A 20235-nucleotide genomic window follows, 5' to 3' on the forward strand; every position below is an offset into this window, starting at 1 on the left:
AACGATGAAAAATTTAGAAAATAAGAAGTTAATTAGAGCGAAACATAGAGTAGACGAAATTAAAAAATTCTATAAACACTTGGTTACCTATGTTTTGGTAAATTTGTTTTTAGCATTTATATGGAATTTTTCTTTTAAACTCTTTGGTGATTTTATTGTTAGTAATCAGTTTAATAGAGGAGAAAACATCTATTTGCCTATTTGGTTTATATGGGGAGTATTTTTAGTGTTTCATGGAATTAAGACTTTTGGATTTTCTAATTTATTTGGTAAAGATTGGGAAGAAAGAAAAATTGGCGAGTTTATGAAAAACGATAATTAAATTTAAACAAGAAAGTTGCATCTCTGTAATTGCGAGCAAAAAAAGAAGAGGAGTCTCATAACCCAAAAGAACTTAAAAATGAACGTATTAATAATTGAAGATGAAAAGCCAGCTGCAAGAAGGTTAAGTAGAATGTTAGCTGCAATTGATATAGAGGTTCAGCAAATGTTACATTCTGTAGAAGAGTCTTTAAATTGGTTGCAGAATAATGAACATCCCGATTTAATATTTTTAGATATTCAGCTTTCAGATGGATTGTCATTTGAAATTTTTGAAGAAATAGACGTAAAATCGGCTATTATTTTTACCACTGCGTATGATGAATATGCCTTAAAAGCTTTTAAATTAAATAGTATAGATTATTTGTTAAAGCCTTTAGATGAAGATGAACTTAAAGTTGCGGTAGATAAGTTTAAAGAACATCAACCAAAACAATCTGATGTTCAAGTAAACTTAGATGAAATTCGTAAACTATTAGTAAACCCGGTAGATAGAAAATTTAAAAAAAGGTTATCAATTAAAGTAGGGCAGCACATCAAAATTATAAATATTGATGAAGTTGAGTGTTTCTATAGTGAGAATAAATCCACCTATATTCATACCAAAGAGAATAGAAATTACTTGTTAGATAATTCTTTAGAGTATTGGCAAGAGCAATTAAATCCGGAGCATTTTTTTAGAGTCAACCGAACTTTTATTGTGCATATAAATGCGATAAAAGACATTATTGCATATTCTAATTCTCGTTTAAAATTGGTTTTAGATTCTTATTCTGAAACTGAAATTATTGTAAGTAGGGAAAGGGTGAAAGATTTTAAGAACTGGATAGACTAGTATTAATTATAAAGTAAGTAAAATATGTAACAGGACTGTTTTCTGAATGATGAAGAAAACTAGTACTTTGCTAACTTAAGAATACAAAAACATTTTAAATTCTGATTTAGAAAAATATTGGATTAAAAAATACAATTTGCCAACAATGCACATGAAAACCAATCACCAGAACGAGTCTACTGATAAAAAGAATCAATCAAATGAATATTTAGATACAGTTTCTAATCTTCAAACGAATGAAAAATTGGCTGAAGAGAAACCCGCTAAACGAAAAAGAAGAAAAGCCACTGAAGAACAATTAAACAATCCGTTTCATGGAGTGAAACTAGTTCAGGTTTTAGAACGTTTAGTAGCTTATTATGGTTGGGAGTATTTAGGAGAACGTGTAAATATTCGTTGTTTCAAGAGTAACCCTACAATGAAATCTAGTCTGGGATTTTTAAGAAGAACAACTTGGGCTCGAGAACATGTTGAGGACGTTTATTTGGAGATGCTAGAAGAGAAAAAGAACCAAATTGAATAGTGAAAAAGTAAAAGGGTTTTCAATGTGAAAAAAACTACAAAAGATATAATTACATATTCTAATTCTCATTTAAAATTGATTTTACACTCTTATTCTGAAAGTGAAATTATTGTGAGTAGAGAACGTGTAAAAGACTTTAAGAACTGGATTGATTGATGCAGTTACTTTTGGTATTTCAAAGGCGTAATGTTCTTACGATTATTATTCCGAACGAAGAATGAGGAGGATCACACTCTCAGTTATTTTGATGAGATTTCTCAATCGCTGAAAAAGTTCTTTTCGAAATGACAATTTTTTTATCAAGTAAATAAAATTGCACATTAAGGAAATTAAAAATATATTTGCGGTCGAAATGAAAAGATTGAACAACATATTACGCCTTCCTTTTTTCAGTACTTATTATTATCAAATAATAACTGCTCGGAATGGCTATGTGTATACTTCAAGTAAAATCTGATAATAAATAATAATATAACATAACTAAAAAGCCCGAGCATTTGCTCGGGCTTTTTTTATTTAAAAAAAGATGGAAACAATTAATAAGTTAAAAGAAAATGTAGAGATTATTCTTCCTCAAAACGGACTGGAAGAAAAATTAGAATTAGCAAAAAAAGAGAACCGAAAGCTAATAATTAAGCTAGGTTTTGATCCGACTGCACCAGATTTACATTTGGGACACGCTGTTGTTTTAAAGAAATTAAAGGAGTTTCAAGATCTAGGCCACCAAATTGTAATTTTGGTAGGGAATTTTACTGCTCGAATAGGAGATCCTACAGGGAAAAATAAAAGTAGAAAACCTTTATCTTTAGAAGAGGTGCAGCACAATGCAGAAACCTACATTAATCAATTATCTAAAGTTATAGATGTTGATAAAGTTAAAATCGTTTTTAACTCAGAATGGTTAGACAAACTATCATTTACAGAGGTTATTCAGATTTTATCTAAAGTTACCGTTGCTCAGTTAATGCATAGAAACGACTTTAATAAAAGGTTTACGGAAAATACGCCAATTGCAATGCATGAATTAGTGTACCCAATACTTCAAGGATTTGACTCTGTAGAAATTAAAGCAGATATTGAAATGGGGGGTACAGACCAACTTTTTAATTGTACTATGGGGAGAAAGTTACAAGAAACTTTTGAAATGAGTCCGCAAATAGTAATGTGTATGCCATTACTAAAAGGTCTAGATGGTAAAGAGAAAATGAGTAAATCTCTGCACAATATTATAGGGATTACAGATGAACCTAACGAAATGTTTGGTAAGACAATGTCTATTCCGGATAGTTTAATAGATGAATTTTTACAATTAACAACAGATTTTTCTTTAAGAGAAAATGAGGCTATTAAAATTAAGTTAGCTAGCGGAGAAAATCCGATGGAAATAAAAAAGCTAATTGCTAAAAACATCATTACCCAATACCATAGTAGCAATCAAGCAGAAGAAGCAGAAGAGTACTTTGTCAATCAATTTCAAAGTAAAAAATTAGAAGAAAAAGAATTTGAATCTGTTTTGATTAAAGAGATTCAACATAAGGAGAATACAATTAGTTTAATAGACTTATGTGTTCATCTTAAAAAAGGACTTTCTAAATCTGCTTTAAGAAGGTTAATTGAAAGTGGTGCTGTACAAATTGATACCATAAAAAATAAAGAGATTTATGCTGAAATTGTACTAAAAGAAGGCATGAAAGTAAAAGTAGGAAAAAGAGATTTTTATGAATTAAAAGAATAAGATTGTTAGATGTTAAAGAGCTAAATTAATTATTGTTTTCGGTTATGTTTAAAAGTAGACTAGTATTTTTACAACTAGTTTAAAACAATAATTACTTTATAGATATGAAAAGAACCTTATTAATACTTTTATTTCTATGCTCAAACATAAGTTTTGCGCAAAATAAATCAGTTTATAGTAAAAAATTATCTGCACAAGAAGTGAATACTATTTTTTCTGGAGCCCTTAAAAAGAATCTTAAAATTGAGTATGCTATAAATAAAGTGTATGAGTTTAATGATAATTTAGGAAAACACTATTTAGTATTAACAGTAAAAGAATCAAAATGTGGTAATGAATTTGTAAAATGTAATAACGCTATTAAAGCATATTGCATAACCTATAAAAACAATAAGTATACTCTAAAATGGAATTTAAATGATTTTATACTTCCTAATGGAAATGAAGTTTCAGAAGAGTTTACCATTTCATTTTGGACCAAATTTCTTAATTTAAGCGATGTTGATGCTAATGGAATTATAGATCCGATAATTGTTTATGGAACAAAAGGTTTAAATGGTTTTGGTGATGGAAGGGTTAAAATAGTAGTTTATAACAACGGAAAAAAGTTTGTAATTAGACATCAAAATGGAATTTCAGATTACGATAGAATTACAAAAGTAGATGCAGGTTTTTACCAGTTACCTTCTAAGATTCAACGAAGAGTGAAAGAAATAATAGAGAATCTAATAAAAGACAAAAATGTAATTTTTCCTTATAATTGGCAGAATGATATGAAAGAAAAAGAACTTGTTATTGATGAATTTTAAAAACGTTTGATGAGGTTGTTTTTTTAAACATCAATATTAATTTACGAATAATAAAAATTTGATTCTTTCTTACTCTTTATAATAATAAGCTAACTTTACAGCTTCTTAAAAAGATACAATTGCGATTATACATGGCAATTGCAAAAAGACACTACATGAATATTTACAAAGAAATAGAAGCAGAAATTTTAGCTGCATCAAACATTGTTATTACAGCACACAAATCTGCAGACGGAGATTCTATAGGTTCTTCTTTAGGTTTGCTTTATTTTATAGAAAAATTAGGTAAAAAAGCAGTGGTTTGTCACCCAGATAAAGCGCCAGATTTTTTAGATTGGTTAGATACTTCTTCAATTATTTTAATGGATGAAAATCCGGAAGAAGTAACAACACAAATGCAAAAAGCAGATTTAATTTTCTGTTTAGATTATAATGCAACCAATAGAGTAGGGCCAGAAATGCAAGCATTGTTAGAAGCTGCAACTTGTAAGAAAATAATGATAGATCATCATTTGAATCCTGAAGAATTTCCTACAATCACGGTTTCAGAAACTACGGCATCATCAACATCACAATTAATTGTAGATTTAATTGAAGCATCTGGCAACTTAGAATTGTTAGACGAAAAAATAGGAACACCTTTATATTTAGGAATTTTAACAGATACAGGTAGTTTTAGATTCAATTCTGTAAAACCAAGAACACATGAGGTTTTAGGGAAGATTTTAGCAGCAGGTGTAGAACATCATTTAATTCACGAGAAACTAAGCGATAATAATACAGAAACTCGTTTGCGTTTACAAGGATATGCAATGAGTGAAAAATTAGAAATTTTATACGATTATAACGTTGCTATCATTTCTTTATCTAAAGAAGAATTGGCAAAATATCACTATAAAAAAGGAGATACAGATAGTTTGGCAAACTTAGTTTTATCAATAAAAGGAATGAAAGCTGCTATTGTATTTACAGAAAGAGACGGAATTATGAAAATTTCTTTCCGATCTAAAGGAGCAGAAAATCCGGTTAATATGTTAGCAAAAGAACATTTTAATGGAGGAGGACATGCAAATGCTTCTGGAGGAATGAGTGATTTAACTGTTGATGAAACTTTAGAAAAATTAAAAGGTTTAATTCCTGAGTACTTTCAGAAATAAGACAAATTGTCTTTTAAATTTATAAGAGGTTTTAGCTTTAAAAAGTTAGAACCTTTTTTTTGACTTCAATTTTAATTTTTATTTAAAACTAGTTCAAGTAATTATTTACGTTCAATAAAACTTTGATTATTTTTATCAAAAATTAAATGAACATGATGCAACATTACGAGTTTGTTAATAGAAATGGCATAACAAAAAGAATTTTTAATCTGTTAGTAGTGGTTTCTTTTCTAGCAATATTATTTTCTTGTAATAGTACCGATGATGATTTATTTAACGAGGAAGAAATTATACAAAAAGAGGCTAAAATAGAAGATTTAGTGGGTGTTTGGTCTATTTATAAAGTAGCATCTAATGGAAATGAAGCTTCTGTACCTGCAACAACTGAAGAGTGTGGTAGAGATTTTTTTATTTACAATAGTTCTGGTACTTATGAAGAATTTCTGTATCAAGAATCTTTTACTTGTCAGCCCGTACAAAATAAATTAAAATGGACTTTAAATAACGGCATAATTACGTTAAGTACTATCGATAATAGCAATTCGGATATTATAAAAATTGTAAACTTAAGCAAAGATAATTTTGTTTTCATTGCCAGTGTAGACATAGATGGAGACGCTATTAAAGAGGAATTTACTTTTACAGCTTACAGGTATTTACCTCCAAATGAAATGGACTTATATACAAGTACTTTTCAAAAAAAGGAAGAGGCGCCTTTTGAAAATCACATAGAATTTGGTTGGGACGCTTATGACGGATACAATATGTTTGAAAAGTACGAGATTTATAGAAGTGGTAAAGATTGTAATATAGATTCAGCTACTTTATTAAAGACAATTACAGATGTAAATTTAAATACTTTTATAGATGAAGATCCTTTGCCTAATAGCGAAGCGTGTTATTTCTTAAAAATTTACACAAACAAAGGACTTTTAGGAGAAAGTGATCCGAGGTATATAAATCCTGAATTTATATTTCCAGAAAATGTTCTTTTTAAAAATGCCGAAGTAATTGAGAATGAGGTTTCTTTATCTTGGGAAAAATATTCGGGTTATTATTTTTCTCATTATGAGATAAGAGTGCAAGATCAGAATGAAAATTCGGCACCTAATATAGAAAGCGTTAAAATTATTACAGATATCAATACCACAACTTTTATAGATACGAATCCACCGTATGTAAACAACCCTATTTACTCTATTTATGTGTACAATATTTTTGGGAATATTAGTAACTTAAATGATGAGAAGTCAGTTGTGAAAACAGCTTTTACAAGACCAGAATTGCTAGACGCTGATTATATTAAATATGTAAGTTTTGATCCGGAAGGTCAATCTTTTTTCTTTTATTTAAGAAATACCAAAAACGAGCCAAGATTGGTAAAATATGATTATATCAAGCAAGAAATAACTGCAGAAGCTTTTAAACTACCAACGTCGTACACAGAAGTGGAAATGAAATTAATTACTTCAGAAAATGGAAAAGAACTAGTTTTTTCTCAAAGTAATGAATTGTTTATTTATGATGCAGAAACCTTAATTTTCAAACACTCATTAAATGCATCTTATTCTTCTATGGATAGTTTTGAATATTTTGATGATAATATTTGGGTTTTATCCGACAGTGATGATGTTTTTACTTACAAAAGAAATGGAGATCAATTTGTACAAATTGATGAAAAACTACATTTTCCTGATCATCAAGGAGGTCAGAATTATGAAATTACAAAATTAGATAAAAACAACTTCTTATTAAGTCATAATAACGAAGGCAGAGCAATACATTATAGCATTAGTAATGCAGGAGAAATTACCAATAATGGAATAAAAGAAATTCCTTTAAGCTTTAAATACAATAGTGATGTAATAGTAAATACAACAAGTTCTTATTTGCTTAACAAAAAAAGAAATACCGTTTATTCTTTAGATGATTTTTCTAAAACGGTGACTTATTCTACTCCAATAGTTACATCAAATTTCAGTAAAAATGGGACTGAAATTTACGGTACAAACAATGATCCAGAAGTTTATGACAATTATAAAAATTTCAAAAAGGAAGTTATAGTTTATAGTATTTTAAATAATAATTTTAGAACAATTCCCACAAAAGGATTTCCGCTATACATTGTAGAAGATAATTTTGGAAACATCATTAGTCTGTCTTCTGGTTTTCCTAGAAATTCTTATTATGATAGTTATAACGGCAATGTAGCAGATATGTTTGTAGAAATTATCAAATAAGTAAAACAAAATCTTTAAATAATTTCACAACAATTAAAGTTTGATTATTTTTATCAAAATTTAGTTTTAGATGAGTCAGAAAGAAGAATTTTTCGAATACATTAATAACGGTTACAAAACCAAAGGCGATTTTATAGCACTAGGTGCTGCAATGTTGGGAGAAGAAACCATAACAGATGCTATTGTAAAAATTCCGCTTAAAACTTTAAACAGACACGGTTTAATTGCCGGTGCAACAGGTACAGGAAAAACAAAAACATTACAAGTTTTAGCAGAAAACCTATCAGAAAAAGGAGTTCCTGTTTTGTTAATGGACATAAAAGGAGATCTTTCTGGTTTGGCACAACCAAGCCCAGGACACGCAAAAATAGACGAACGTCATGCAAAAATTGGATTTCCGTTTACGGCACAAAAATTTCCTATAGAAGTTTTAACCATCTCTGAACAAGAAGGGACAAGAATGCGTGCTACAATTTCAGAATTCGGACCTGTTTTATTATCAAGAATTTTAGATTTAACAGAAACACAAAGCGGCATTGTTGCCATCATTTTTAAATATTGCGACGATAATAAGTTTGCGCTTTTAGACATAAAAGATTTTAAAAAAGTATTACAATATGTAACTAACGAAGGGAAAGAAGAAATTCAAGCAGAATATGGGCGAATTTCATCTTCTTCTACAGGTGCAATTTTGCGTAAAATAGTAGAAATAGAACAACAAGGCGGAGATTTATTCTTTGGCGAAAGATCTTTTGAAGTAGAAGATTTAACAAGAGTAGATGAAGACGGAAAAGGAATTATTTCGGTATTGCGTTTAACAGATATTCAAGATAAACCAAAGTTGTTTTCTACATTTATGTTACAATTATTAGCTGAGGTCTATGAAACTTTCCCAGAGCAAGGAGATAGTGACAAACCAGAGTTGATTATTTTTATTGATGAAGCACATTTGGTATTTGAAGAAGCTTCTAAGGCTTTATTAAATCAGATAGAAAGTATTGTAAAATTAATTCGTTCTAAAGGAATCGGATTGTATTTTGTAACTCAGAATCCAAAAGATGTACCAGAAGATATTTTAGCACAATTGGGTTTAAAAATTCAACATGCGTTAAGAGCTTTTACGGCAAAAGACCGAAAAGCCATTAAGTTAGCCGCAGAAAATTATCCTTCTTCAGAATATTATGATACCAAAGAAGTGTTAACGCAATTAGGAATTGGAGAAGCATTTGTATCCGTTTTAAACGAAAAAGGAATTCCAACACCTTTGGCAAGAACCATGCTACGCGCGCCAATGAGTAGAATGGATATTTTGTCTGATAAAGAGTTAAAGAGTGTAATTAACAACTCGCGACTTTTCTATAAATACAATGAAAATTTAGACAGAGAAAGTGCCTACGAATTATTGAATGAAAAGATAGAAAAGGTTAATATTGCAGAAGCAAAAGCGATACAAGTAGAAGCGGATGAAAAAGAAAGAGAAAAATTAGCAAAAGAAAAAGAGAAGGAAAGAATAAGAGAAGAAAGAGCTTCTAGAAGCACTACCAGGCGCAGAAGTACGGCACAAAACCCATTAATAAAAGTATTAACTAGTGCTACTTTTATTAGAGCAGCCTTTGGTATCTTAAGAAAAGTATTAAAATAACAACAAATAAAAAGAATCTTTAAATAACAAATTCAATATAATGATTAAAAAAAATATCTTACCAATTATTGTAATCGCATTTTCACTATTTGTAATTAGCTGTGATAATAATAGTAAATTTAAAATAGAAAAAGGTAAAGTTGGCGAGCTTACAACTACCACCACAATTAAAGATTTAAGTTCTATTTTTAAAAATGATTCTATTGTAAAGAGTTTAAGTGAAGGGGCACAAGGCGATAATTATTTTCAAGATGATGATGAATATTTTATTTTTGAAAAAGGAGGGAAGCTATTACTTACCATTTTACCAAAAGAACAATTAGACTCTACATCTACCATAAAAAGTATAGAGATTAATGATGTACGTTATACTACAGCTTCTGGTATTAATTTAAAATCTAGTTTTTCAGAAATAAATGCTAATAACAATATTAACAGAATAGAGACTACTTTAACTTCTGCAACGCTTTTTTTAAACGACTTAAATACAACTATAGTTATAGATAAAGAAGAATTAGGATTAAAAAACTTTTCAACTCAAAAGGTAACGAAAGAGCAAATTCCAGATTTAGCAAAAATGAAATCATTTATCGTTTGGTTTAATTAAATCTAATTTTAGGGCAAATTTTGTCCGTTTAATTTTTTTAACAAAACTGTGCTTCAAATTTATCTTGAGCAAAATCTAAAGGCAATATCTTTTTATATAGAAATAAACTGATATTAAAAAAACACCTGTTTAATAAATAATATTTTGTTATATTTATTAAGTAGGTGTTTTTATATTAATAAGATACCGTTTTAATCACTTTTGTAAAACTAATATTTATGAATAAAAAATATACCATTCAAAAATCACCTTTTATAGTTCCAACTACAGACGGTAAAGTAATAGAAGAACATTTCGGACAAGCAACCGATGGAAATGCTCAACTAAGTTTGGCGCACATGATTGCTCCTTCTGGTTGGAGTGAACCTTTTCAAACACCAGAATTTGATGAATATACTTATATCATTAAAGGAAAAAAACAATTTATTATTGATGGTGACACGGTTGTTTTATCTGCTGGAGAATCTATTAAAATAGAAAAAAATACTAGAGTACAATATTCAAACCCATTTATAGAACCCTGTGAGTATATGGCAATTTGTTTGCCTGCTTTTGCTGTAGATTTGGTACATAGAGAAGAAGCATAAATTACATTTGCGATACTTTCTAAATTGATTGTTATAATATTAGCATTATATTATTTTTAAATTGCGAGAAACTACTAAATATGAAAGATACTATTGCACCAAGAATAATAAGACAGATTTTTGTTTTATTTCTTATTTTATTTATTTTGATTTTAATTTTCAGGGAATTAATGCCTTATTTATCAGGTGTTTTAGGAGCTGTAACCATTTTTGTGTTATTAAGAAAAGCGATGCTTTTTTTAGTGAATAAAAACTGGAAACCTAACCTTGCAGCAGCCTTTTTAATACTAGTTTCCTTTATAGGGATACTCTTACCAATTTCTGGTATTTTACTAATGTTGGCTAATAAAGTGAGTGGTGTAGTAGGCAATTCTGAAGAAGTTATAAAAAAATTAAAAACACAAATGACTTCTTTAGAAGGTAAAGTAGGTTATAATTTTACAGACAGTATAGATGCCGCTGAGGTTTCTGGTTGGATAACCGATAACTTACAAGGTTTTGTAGGTAGTACATTTAATATATTTATATCTATTGGGTTAATGTATTTTATACTATACTTTATGTTGGTAAATGAAAAGATATTAAGAAAATCTTTATATAGGTACCTACCAATAAATGAAGTAAATTTAAAAGTAATAGGAGCAGAAGCACAGTCTATGGTTCGTTCTAATACCATAGGAATTCCTTTAGTAGCTATTGCACAAGGTATTATTGCATTAATAGGTTTTCTAATTTTCGATATAAATAACCCATTCTTTTGGTTTACCATTGTTACCGTAGGTTCTATGATTCCTTTTATAGGAACTTTTGTTGGTATTTTACCCGTTTTTATTTTAACGTTAGCTTCTGGAGATGGATTTGCTGCATGGGGAATTTTAATTTATGGAATAGTAGTAGTAGGCTCTACAGATAATATTATAAGGCTTTTGGTTTTAAAAAAATTAGATGATGTACATCCTTTAATTACCTTAATTGGTGTTATTGTTGGGGTACCTTTATTCGGGTTTATTGGTTTAATTTTTGGACCATTATTAATCAGTCTATTTTTAGTGATTGTAAAAATTTATAGAAAAGAATTTGCCGAAAACAATATTTAATAGAATATATAAGACATAAAAAAAGCGATGCATTTAATGCATCGCTTTTTTTATGTTCTATGAAAAATTAGCTTTTTCTTTGGCAAGCTAGTAAAGTGTTTTTTAATAACATGGCAATAGTCATTGGACCAACTCCTCCAGGAACAGGAGTAATAAAATCAGATTTTTTAGCAACTTCATCAAAAGCGACATCACCAACTAATTTAAATCCGCTTTTTTTAGTTGCATCTTCTAAACGAGTAATACCAACATCTATTACCGTAACATGGTCTTTTACCATATCTGCTTTTAAAAACTCTGGAATACCAATTGCAGCAATAATAATATCTGCTTGTAAAGTTATTTCTTTTAAGTTTTTAGTTCTACTATGGCACATCGTTACGGTTGCATTACCAACCTTTCTTTTTTGCGATAATAAAATACTCATTGGGCTACCAACAATATGACTTCTACCTAAAACGACCACATGTTTTCCAGAAGTTTCAACCTTATATCTTTCTAATAACTCTAAAATTCCGAAAGGAGTTGCAGAGATAAAAGTAGGTAAGTTTAAAGCCATTTTTCCAACGTTCGTTGGATGAAATCCGTCTACATCCTTATCAGGATCTATAGCCATTAATATTTTTTGTTCATCTATATGTTTAGGCAAAGGAAGTTGTACTATAAAACCATCAATGTCTTTATCAATATTTAAAATTGCGATTTCATTTAATAAATCTTCTTCGGTAGTATCTTCTGGTAATCTAATTAAAGTAGATTCGAAACCAACAAGCTCACAAGCTTTTACTTTAGCATTTACATACGTAATACTTGCACCATCATCTCCAACAATTATTGCTGCTAAATGTGGCGTATCAGCTCCTTTACTTTTTAAATCTCTTACTTCTAAAGCAATTTCTTCTTTAATATCTGCGGATGTTTTTTTTCCGTCTAATAAAATCATATTTTGTTTATTTTAAATTTCAATAAAAAGTAACTTTTACTAGAAGTTTTATGCTTTTTTATTTACTTTAAGTTTTAAAGTTTTAAAAAAATATTCTCGCAAAGTCGCCAAGGCGCAAAGTTTTTATTTTTGCATACTGCATACTGCATACTGCATACTGCATACTTTTTTTACTTCATTCCTTGCATCATTTGCATCATCTTTTTGCCGCCGCCACCTTGCATCATCTTCATCATTTTGCTCATTTGGTTAAATTGCTTCATTAATTGGTTTACTTCATTAACAGAAGTTCCAGATCCTTTTGCAATTCTCTTTTTTCTACTGGCATTTATAGTTGTTGGTGTGCTTCTTTCTTCTGGTGTCATAGAATGAATAATTGCTTCAATACCTTTAAAAGCATCATCATCAATATCTACATCTTTCATTGCTTTACCAGCTCCAGGAATCATACCTACTAAATCTTTCATGCTACCCATTTTTTTGATTTGTTGAATTTGACTTAAAAAGTCATCAAAACCAAATTGATTTTTAGCAATCTTCTTTTGTAATTTTCTAGCTTCTTCTTCATCGTATTGGTCTTGCGCTCTTTCTACTAAAGACACAACATCTCCCATACCAAGAATTCTGTCTGCCATTCTATCTGGGTGGAATACATCTATTGCATCCATTTTTTCTCCAGTACCAATAAATTTAATTGGCTTATCAACAACAGATTTAATAGATAATGCAGCTCCACCACGAGTATCTCCATCTAATTTTGTAAGAACAACTCCATCAAAATTTAAGATATCATTAAAGGCTTTTGCTGTATTAACGGCATCTTGCCCTGTCATAGAATCTACCACAAATAAAGTTTCTTGTGGATTTACAGCTTTATGAATGTTAGAAATTTCATTCATCATTTCTGTATCTACAGCTAAACGACCAGCAGTATCAATAATAACTACATTTTTACCGTTTGCTTTTGCATGCTTTATAGCGTTTAAAGAAATTTCTACAGGGTTATTGTTACCAACTTCTGCATAAACCTCTACACCAATTTGTTCTCCAACAACTTGTAATTGATTTATTGCTGCAGGTCTATACACATCACAACCAACTAATAAAACTTGTTTAGATTTTTTATCTTTAAGAAAGTTTGCTAATTTTCCTGAAAAAGTAGTTTTACCAGAACCTTGTAAACCAGACATTAAAATTACAGTTGGCGAACCCCCTAAATTAACACCTACAGTTTCTCCACCCATTAAGTTTGTTAGTTCATCTTTAACTAACTTTACCATTAATTGCCCTGGGTTTAACGTTGTTAATACGTCTTGACCTAATGCTTTGGTTTGAACTCTTTTGGTAAATTCTTTGGCTATTTTAAAGTTTACATCGGCATCTAATAATGCTCTTCTAACTTCTTTTAATGTTTCTGCAACATTAACCTCTGTAATTTTACCATGACCTTTTAAGGTGTGTAAAGCTTTATCTAATTTATCGCTTAAATTATTAAACATAATTCGTCTTCTTTTTTAGGAAATACAAATATATGAATTAGAATAGTTTTTTATTGAATCAGAATTAGAAAATATGTATTTAAAGATACTTATTAGTGGATTTAATATCAATTAAAAGAAAATATGTAAAGTAACAACGAAGTTTCTAATTAAATTATGTAATAATATAATTTTAAAATCGATGATTTTATCACTAAGTAAAATTGAGTAATTTAGAACTAAGTAAGTTTAGCAATAAAACTCTTCACTATAAGTCATTATTAATGTTTCTGTATGATGTTCTGTGTGATATGCCGTCCACATAATAATTTCTCTAATCGTCATTTTTCCCATTAAAGGATGCGGAAGTACCAATGTGTCTAAATTAACATCACTAATTTTTTTAATTTTATATTGTAGTTTTTTACTCTGTATTTGTAGTCTAGTTAATAGACGTTCTCTATCTTTTAATAATGGCTTTTTTACCTTTTGGTTATATGCTTTAGTTTTATCGTTATTTTCTAGTAATTTTTGATGGTACTTATTTACAATCGTTTTATAATTTCTAGGCTTTCTATTACACAATCCAAATTTATATTTTAAAAAAAATCGAGGATAACTTAAGGCATTGTTTAAAAGTTGTAAACTGTCTACTAAATGCTGTATTTGCTGGCCAACGGTCCATTTACCATCAGGTCCTTTTTCCCAGTTATCATTGGGTTCCTTTTCTAACCATTTAAATAAATCGGTGTATTTTTCTTCTAATAAATCTGCAATTGCCTCTTTTTCCATTAATAATAGATTAAGAAAGTAAGATACAAAAAAATAAGTTACTAATTGTTAAGACTAAATATGTCTTTATAGCATTGTTTAATTGTAAATAGTTGTTTTTTTAGCAAGTGCTATTTTTTATACATTACTATTCAACTCAAACAGACATATTACTTTTTTTAAACATAATCGATTTAATGAACTACTTATCTTAATTAATTTTTTCAATAGTTAACATAGTTCCAGAGGGTATTATAGTTAAACTATCTGGAATTCCTCTATCACTTTCGAAAACTCTACCTTCAACTCCAATTTTATCATTTTTAAGTAAATCTAAAATTTTCACCATCATTATAGTACTTTTATTCACCAAACTACTATTTTGATAGCTATAAGATTTTGTATTATTTACTGATATTGTGTTTTTTATAAGTTGAAATTCTCCTCCAACTCGAACATTATTTATTCCTTCGGATGTAATTCTGTAAGTAATTTTATAACGTCCTGCTTTAAGTACAATAATACCATCTGAAGTATTAGTGTAGTCTGAAGAGTTGGGAGTAAAATCTTGAGATTGAAAGTTGATGGTTGTAAAATTGGAAGATTCTGCAACTGTTTGTATTGCATTTGGGTAACATTCGCTTACTGTAGGTGTAAAAGTTGTTTTAGGAATATATTTAGAAATTGTACTATCATAAACTAAAGTTTGTCCGTCTATTGGATTTATGTTGGAAACATCTATGCTTTGTATTTTTTTAACGGTTGCTGCAGCCAAAGTTCCGGAAACATCTCCTGTAATTATTAACGCAGATAAATTGGTTTGTTTTGCTATTTCTGCATCGTTTTCTAATGAAATTTCTAAATTTTTACCATCTGCATTTAAAGTATAAATATCAATTTTTTGAGTATCCGTATTTATAGTTGAAGAATTTACCCAACCTGTACCAGTAGTGGTTGCAGATAAAATTTGTCCAGTATTTCCTGCAGAATTCTTTTCATCTAGAATATGACCATTTAATTTTAATGTCTGTTTTATTGTTACAGTAGTATTATTAGATATTTCATCTATGTTTAGAGCTTCAATACCACCAACTGAAAAGCTAATTTCATCTGCGACAGGGCTGTACATTCCTGTATCTGTATCATTTTTAAATCTATATGATGGTCTACCTAAAGTGCCATCAGAGTTTAAAATGCCTTCCGTTCTCATGGCCCCTGTAACATGAAGTTTATTGGTTGGAGAACTTGTTCCTATACCCAATCTATTATTGATATTATCCCAGAATAATTGAGAATTATCTTCTGTTAGTTCACCTGTTACACTTCCAAAAAATATAGATCCTTCGGTAGCTGTTGGGGATAGGTTTACCCAAGTAGTTCCGTTATAAATTTTAATAGTAGTGGGTGAGGAGGAGGTATCAAACCAAATATCGTTTTCTACTGGATTTAGATTACCCGTATTAGAGGTTGTAACTGTATTATTTCTTACATTCAGTATGGTACCTTTACTATTTATAACACGAATTTCTTGTGTATACATACAATTTACTAGCAGTAGTAAAAAAGATATAATATGTAGTTTTAGAAATTTGTGCATTTTTATTGATAAAAAATAATTTTAAAGTTAAGAGAACTAATTCTTTTATAAACGACTAGAATTATTTTAAGAAAAGTAAAATTATGACCTGTAATTTACAAGTCATAATTTTAAATATGCTATTTATTTAATAAAGTGTACTTCAAAAACATCTCCAGTATAAGCAGCACCACCTAATGCAGCGACAACTATGTTGACTTCATTAACTGTTGTAATTGTATAATCTGTACCAGATCTTAATTTAGCCCCATTTCTATAAACAGATACACGATTAACGTTTGTAGTTGCTAACATACCAATAGCATCCACAGTAAAATCGGTTGTTACATCTGCAGTTAATTCTGTTTCATCCCATAGAACGTCAATAAAGTTTGTCAATAAAAGTTTTTTTGTTTCGCCACTAGCTTCATCCCTAACTAATAATGAGTACCCAGTGGTATCAAAAGCAGTAGCAGCAGAGTTTTCGGCATCTCCGGCCGTAGCATCAATTCCATCAATTCCTGTAATTGCAAAAATAGCTCCAGATGCATCAATATAAGTATCATCAGTTAAAGTGCCTCCTAATTGCCAGGTGGTAATTATACCTCCATTGGGTGCGGTATCAGTAAACATTGTTACGCCATTACTAGATTGTAAATACTTAATTGTACCTTTATTATCAATCACTTTAATAGAACCGCCAGCTTCACCTAAAACAGTATTTGCTTGTTTTGTAAAATCTGTAGCAGCATTTGTTGATGTATTCGTTCTTTGCGCGTTTATTGCAGTGCTTATCATTATTATAAGGCTTAATACTGTTAATTTTAAATAATTTCTTTTCATAGTTTTCATTTTTAATTGATTTAGTTTTTTACGTTTTCATTTTCATTTGTTTTTATTCACAGGCTTTTAGTTTTTATTATCATTTAATAGAATTGTACTATTCTAATTTTATCGTCTTGGTAGCATTTTGCTTCTCGTTCTAATTTTATAGTAGTAGTATTAATTGCTGTAAAATTGATACGAACACCATTTCTATAAACGTCTATTTTATCCGTATTTGTAATGTTTAGGGGAGTAGTAAAATCAATTTGTCCTTCATAAGCAATTATAACTACTTGTTTTTTTTGAAGGAAAGTAGAAGTAGGTTTTTGTCTTAAGACACCGGTACTTTTATCTATTACAATTATTTTATCTTCGGTATTTGTACTTTCTAATAACCCTGCAATGGCAAATGTGTTACTTACATCTGTAGTAATTATAGTCGGTTCAATTAAAATGCCCCCTAGTTTTATGTTATCACCATTTGTATAAAGTCCATTTATTGCCTCGGTGTTTTTAGAAGATACCCAATGAGTTCCATCAAATATTTCAATACATTTACAAGTCTGGTTCCACACTTGATCTCCAGTTACAGGATCTTTAAATTGTATATCTCTAAAGCTATCATTATTTACTACTATAAGTCCAAATTCATTTGTAGGATCAAAATCATCATTAATAGGAATCCATTTTGTGTCATCCCAAATCATTAATGATGGGGTGTTATTTATACCATAATTTGTAAGCCAAATAATATCTCCCAATTGAAAAGGAGGAGATAAGTCTCCTAAAGAGTTTACTATTTTTATGTTTCCATTTCTATTTCCGTTTCCATTTTCAGGTTGAGGTATGTATAGTATCTTCTGACTGTCTAAAAAGACAAAACCATCGTTATTGTTCAAAATATTTAATTCAACATTTAAATATTTTAATTTTCCATCCCAATTAATATCATAAAAAGTATTGTTAATGGGGGTTCCTTCACCTATAATAACGGAAACCATTCCGTTTTCATCTGTATTAATTGTATGTTCTTCTATGTATTCTGTACCTGCTTCATTTGTTATTGTAAAACGCAAAGCAATTTCTTCTAGACCTAAAGGAACCTGGTTCTCTAATACATCTGTTCCAGGAATCTGAATTTCTTTAGTATTTAAAATTAGCGCCTGATAATTAAAACCTGGTGTTTGACCAAACACAAAAGTGCTGGCTAATAAAAGTAAAATAAGCAGTGTTTTATGCGAAAATTTCATGTTTTTAGAATCGTCTTCTATTGTTTAATCTTAAAATATAGAATAACAATCCGAACGAAAATGCCTTGGTGTGAAATGAATATGATTCTTCTATATTACTGTCTTGGCTTTTTTCTTTAAAACTATCGGCTACATTATATTTTATATAGGTAGATAGATTATCATGAATAACATACTCTACACTTATTCCTCTGTGTATTCTAAGTAGATTTTTGTCGAATGTATTTTCCTTGTATAAATTAACTGTATTGTCTTTAGAGGTCCTTGCTCCAGCAATAAGCCAATCGTAAGAAACATGTGCGTGTATTTGTACTTTTAATCGTCTTTCATTAACAATAGCAAAATTAGCGCCTGCTTTTAAGGTTATATAACTTAAATCATAGGTTGCTGGTATGCTAATATTACCTGAATAATAACCAATGTTAATTTTATATTTGTTGTATCCGAGACCTAAATCCCAAGTATATCTTTCTTCATATAATTTAAACCTAAAACCACCTTCCATAAAAAAATCTTGTGCTTTTGAATAACTTAAATCTAAAGAGTTATTACCTAAATTATTTACATAATTTTTAAAATAGGCATTTTCAAAACCAGTTTCAATATAGACCTGTTGTGCTTCTGTTGTATAATTTATAAAAATAAATACAACAGTTATAATTATAATATGTGAGATATTTTTCAACATCTCTTATTCTGTTTTTAGAAGCTTTTCTGTAAATGTACTAGTACCACTTTGTATGCGTATAATATAAGTTCCTATACTATAATGTTTAAGGGGGATAAGTAAATTGTCTGTAGGGGTGTATTCTTTTGTAAAGATGATTTTACGATTGATGTCATAAATTCGTATATGAATTTTATGCTTAGTTTCTTTAGAGAAGTTAAGTGTTATAAATTCTATAAAAGGATTTGGAGAAATTACAAGTCTAAGAGATTCATCAATAATATCTAAGTTAGAATTATTGATGTTAAATATTTTACTATTATTTAAAAACCCTTGTTGAACATTTATTTTACTAGTACTTTTTGTGCCAATAATACTAGATTGACCAATGCTTTGCGCAATTTGGTACCTTATTTTATTTTTAGAAATAGATTGTACAGAATTGCTACCTACAGTAGATATTGTAGAATTTAAAAGAGTTCGTTTTGTCTGTTGAGAATAAGCTTCAAATACAAATAAAACAAGTATTATTAAAAGTGATTCTTTAATCAATGAAAATTTCTTTTTAATTATAATGCAGTTTTTTTTTTAAATATATGCATTATTAACAAGAAATTAACTAAAAATAAAGTATTTTATTTATTTCTATTGATTAGTTAGCAATAAATTCTAAAGCATCACCATTAATACAATGACGTTTTCCAGTAGTGTTTTTTGGGCCATCATCAAAAGAATGTCCTAAGTGGCCACCACATGTATTACATTTTAATTCTGTTCTTGCATACCCTATTTTATAATCTACATCTAACTCTACATTTTTCGTTATTGCTCTGTCAAATGCAGGCCAACCAGAACCAGAATCATATTTGTATTCAGATTTATATAGAGGTGTTTTACAAGCAGCACAAACGTAAGTTCCTTTTGCTTTGTTTTTGTTAAAAGAGCTAGAAAAAGGTCTTTCTGTACCCGCTTCTCGCAATATATAGTACTGTTTAGCTGTCAATTCTTTTTTCCATTCAGCATTTGTTTTTTCAATAGTGTATGTGTTTTTTTCTTTGGATGGAGTCTGTGCTTTACTACTACAGCTAATCATTAAAATTACAACTAGCAAGGAGAATATATTTTTCATAATTTTTAAATGTTTTTATTTTAGACGAAAATTTTATCAGAAA

Annotated in this window: 21 protein-coding genes; 12 read left to right on the forward strand and 9 right to left on the reverse strand. The window is 29.2% G+C overall.

Translation table 11 applies throughout. The features are described 5' to 3' along the window. Positions 1-4: 4 nt before the first annotated feature. The 12 genes from KV700_RS00810 (at position 5) to KV700_RS00865 (ending at position 11553) form a co-directional block, all read left to right on the forward strand. Complete coding sequence (locus KV700_RS00810; RefSeq protein WP_166386389.1) at positions 5-322, forward strand: 2TM domain-containing protein; 318 nt, start codon at positions 5-7, stop codon at positions 320-322. 78 nt (positions 323-400) lie between these two features. Then, a complete protein-coding gene (locus KV700_RS00815) occupies positions 401-1156 on the forward strand; it encodes a LytTR family DNA-binding domain-containing protein (RefSeq protein ID WP_166386391.1) in 756 nt (251 codons plus the stop codon). Between the two features lie 151 nt (positions 1157-1307). Next, positions 1308-1679 (forward strand): VF530 family DNA-binding protein, encoded by a 372-nt coding sequence (locus tag KV700_RS00820; protein ID WP_166386393.1) that lies wholly within the window; start codon positions 1308-1310, stop codon positions 1677-1679. A 24-nt stretch (positions 1680-1703) separates the two neighbouring features. Next, the gene (locus tag KV700_RS17325; RefSeq protein ID WP_262887961.1) at positions 1704-1835 is read left to right on the forward strand and encodes a hypothetical protein; all 132 of its coding nucleotides are present in this window, start codon (positions 1704-1706) and stop codon (positions 1833-1835) included. A gap of 370 nt (positions 1836-2205) precedes the next feature. Beyond that, the gene (gene tyrS / locus KV700_RS00830; protein WP_166386395.1) at positions 2206-3414 is read left to right on the forward strand and encodes a tyrosine--tRNA ligase; all 1209 of its coding nucleotides are present in this window, start codon (positions 2206-2208) and stop codon (positions 3412-3414) included. Between the two features lie 104 nt (positions 3415-3518). Then, on the forward strand, positions 3519-4223 hold the full coding sequence (locus KV700_RS00835; RefSeq protein WP_218598735.1) for a M949_RS01915 family surface polysaccharide biosynthesis protein: 705 nt from the start codon (positions 3519-3521) through the stop codon (positions 4221-4223). A gap of 155 nt (positions 4224-4378) precedes the next feature. Next, a complete protein-coding gene (locus KV700_RS00840; RefSeq protein WP_218598736.1) occupies positions 4379-5380 on the forward strand; it encodes a bifunctional oligoribonuclease/PAP phosphatase NrnA in 1002 nt (333 codons plus the stop codon). A gap of 152 nt (positions 5381-5532) precedes the next feature. Beyond that, complete coding sequence (locus KV700_RS00845) at positions 5533-7620, forward strand: lipocalin family protein (protein ID WP_218598737.1); 2088 nt, start codon at positions 5533-5535, stop codon at positions 7618-7620. Positions 7621-7690: 70 nt separating this feature from the next. Next, complete coding sequence (locus KV700_RS00850) at positions 7691-9262, forward strand: helicase HerA-like domain-containing protein (RefSeq protein ID WP_218598738.1); 1572 nt, start codon at positions 7691-7693, stop codon at positions 9260-9262. A gap of 40 nt (positions 9263-9302) precedes the next feature. After that, a complete protein-coding gene (locus KV700_RS00855; RefSeq protein WP_166386409.1) occupies positions 9303-9869 on the forward strand; it encodes a hypothetical protein in 567 nt (188 codons plus the stop codon). A 218-nt stretch (positions 9870-10087) separates the two neighbouring features. After that, the gene (locus tag KV700_RS00860) at positions 10088-10456 is read left to right on the forward strand and encodes a cupin domain-containing protein (RefSeq protein ID WP_218598739.1); all 369 of its coding nucleotides are present in this window, start codon (positions 10088-10090) and stop codon (positions 10454-10456) included. 80 nt (positions 10457-10536) lie between these two features. Further along, positions 10537-11553, forward strand: a complete 1017-nt coding sequence (locus KV700_RS00865; protein ID WP_166386413.1) for an AI-2E family transporter — start codon at positions 10537-10539, stop codon at positions 11551-11553. A 67-nt stretch (positions 11554-11620) separates the two neighbouring features. Here the strand turns inward: KV700_RS00865 and folD are convergent, their stop codons facing one another. The 9 genes from folD to msrB all read right to left on the reverse strand — a co-directional run bounded on the left by folD (position 11621) and on the right by msrB (position 20192). Beyond that, complete coding sequence (folD, locus tag KV700_RS00870; protein WP_218598740.1) at positions 11621-12496, reverse strand: bifunctional methylenetetrahydrofolate dehydrogenase/methenyltetrahydrofolate cyclohydrolase FolD; 876 nt, start codon at positions 12494-12496, stop codon at positions 11621-11623. Between the two features lie 170 nt (positions 12497-12666). Next, positions 12667-13995: a signal recognition particle protein gene (gene ffh, locus KV700_RS00875; protein WP_218598741.1), complete on the reverse strand. Its 1329-nt coding sequence runs from the start codon at positions 13993-13995 to the stop codon at positions 12667-12669. A 228-nt stretch (positions 13996-14223) separates the two neighbouring features. Next, entirely contained in the window at positions 14224-14766 is a 543-nt protein-coding gene (locus tag KV700_RS00880; RefSeq protein WP_166386419.1) for a DinB family protein, read from the reverse strand. A gap of 190 nt (positions 14767-14956) precedes the next feature. Continuing rightward, positions 14957-16285 carry a hypothetical protein gene (locus tag KV700_RS00885; RefSeq protein ID WP_218598742.1) on the reverse strand — a complete coding sequence of 443 codons (1329 nt, stop codon included), beginning with the start codon at positions 16283-16285 and terminating at the stop codon, positions 14957-14959. A 180-nt stretch (positions 16286-16465) separates the two neighbouring features. Next, entirely contained in the window at positions 16466-17164 is a 699-nt protein-coding gene (locus KV700_RS00890) for a hypothetical protein (protein ID WP_166386423.1), read from the reverse strand. A gap of 83 nt (positions 17165-17247) precedes the next feature. Beyond that, positions 17248-18396, reverse strand: a complete 1149-nt coding sequence (locus tag KV700_RS00895; protein ID WP_218598743.1) for a hypothetical protein — start codon at positions 18394-18396, stop codon at positions 17248-17250. A gap of 4 nt (positions 18397-18400) precedes the next feature. Continuing rightward, the gene (locus KV700_RS00900; protein ID WP_203392113.1) at positions 18401-19084 is read right to left on the reverse strand and encodes a hypothetical protein; all 684 of its coding nucleotides are present in this window, start codon (positions 19082-19084) and stop codon (positions 18401-18403) included. 3 nt (positions 19085-19087) lie between these two features. Beyond that, positions 19088-19615 carry a T9SS type A sorting domain-containing protein gene (locus tag KV700_RS00905; protein WP_166386429.1) on the reverse strand — a complete coding sequence of 176 codons (528 nt, stop codon included), beginning with the start codon at positions 19613-19615 and terminating at the stop codon, positions 19088-19090. A gap of 100 nt (positions 19616-19715) precedes the next feature. After that, positions 19716-20192: a peptide-methionine (R)-S-oxide reductase MsrB gene (gene msrB / locus KV700_RS00910; protein ID WP_166386431.1), complete on the reverse strand. Its 477-nt coding sequence runs from the start codon at positions 20190-20192 to the stop codon at positions 19716-19718. Positions 20193-20235 lie beyond the last annotated feature (43 nt).

The organism is Polaribacter sp. NJDZ03 (genome assembly GCF_019263805.1).
Lineage (GTDB): Bacteria > Bacteroidota > Bacteroidia > Flavobacteriales > Flavobacteriaceae > Polaribacter.

Excerpts from the sequence above, each read along its gene's own strand:
- KV700_RS00845 (WP_218598737.1), top strand. The coding sequence starts at position 5,533 with ATGATGCAACATTACGAGTTTGTTAATAGAAATGGCATAACAAAAAGA.
- ffh (WP_218598741.1), bottom strand. The coding sequence starts at position 13,995 with ATGTTTAATAATTTAAGCGATAAATTAGATAAAGCTTTACACACCTTA.
- KV700_RS00890 (WP_166386423.1), bottom strand. The coding sequence starts at position 17,164 with ATGAAAAGAAATTATTTAAAATTAACAGTATTAAGCCTTATAATAATG.
- KV700_RS00840 (WP_218598736.1), top strand. The coding sequence starts at position 4,379 with ATGAATATTTACAAAGAAATAGAAGCAGAAATTTTAGCTGCATCAAAC.
- KV700_RS00885 (WP_218598742.1), bottom strand. The coding sequence starts at position 16,285 with ATGTATACACAAGAAATTCGTGTTATAAATAGTAAAGGTACCATACTG.
- KV700_RS00820 (WP_166386393.1), top strand. The coding sequence starts at position 1,308 with ATGAAAACCAATCACCAGAACGAGTCTACTGATAAAAAGAATCAATCA.
- KV700_RS00855 (WP_166386409.1), top strand. The coding sequence starts at position 9,303 with ATGATTAAAAAAAATATCTTACCAATTATTGTAATCGCATTTTCACTA.
- KV700_RS00895 (WP_218598743.1), bottom strand. The coding sequence starts at position 18,396 with ATGAAATTTTCGCATAAAACACTGCTTATTTTACTTTTATTAGCCAGC.
- KV700_RS00850 (WP_218598738.1), top strand. The coding sequence starts at position 7,691 with ATGAGTCAGAAAGAAGAATTTTTCGAATACATTAATAACGGTTACAAA.
- KV700_RS00815 (WP_166386391.1), top strand. The coding sequence starts at position 401 with ATGAACGTATTAATAATTGAAGATGAAAAGCCAGCTGCAAGAAGGTTA.
- KV700_RS00900 (WP_203392113.1), bottom strand. The coding sequence starts at position 19,084 with ATGTTGAAAAATATCTCACATATTATAATTATAACTGTTGTATTTATT.
- tyrS (WP_166386395.1), top strand. The coding sequence starts at position 2,206 with ATGGAAACAATTAATAAGTTAAAAGAAAATGTAGAGATTATTCTTCCT.
- KV700_RS00880 (WP_166386419.1), bottom strand. The coding sequence starts at position 14,766 with ATGGAAAAAGAGGCAATTGCAGATTTATTAGAAGAAAAATACACCGAT.
- KV700_RS00860 (WP_218598739.1), top strand. The coding sequence starts at position 10,088 with ATGAATAAAAAATATACCATTCAAAAATCACCTTTTATAGTTCCAACT.
- KV700_RS00835 (WP_218598735.1), top strand. The coding sequence starts at position 3,519 with ATGAAAAGAACCTTATTAATACTTTTATTTCTATGCTCAAACATAAGT.
- KV700_RS00865 (WP_166386413.1), top strand. The coding sequence starts at position 10,537 with ATGAAAGATACTATTGCACCAAGAATAATAAGACAGATTTTTGTTTTA.
- KV700_RS00810 (WP_166386389.1), top strand. The coding sequence starts at position 5 with ATGAAAAATTTAGAAAATAAGAAGTTAATTAGAGCGAAACATAGAGTA.
- folD (WP_218598740.1), bottom strand. The coding sequence starts at position 12,496 with ATGATTTTATTAGACGGAAAAAAAACATCCGCAGATATTAAAGAAGAA.
- msrB (WP_166386431.1), bottom strand. The coding sequence starts at position 20,192 with ATGAAAAATATATTCTCCTTGCTAGTTGTAATTTTAATGATTAGCTGT.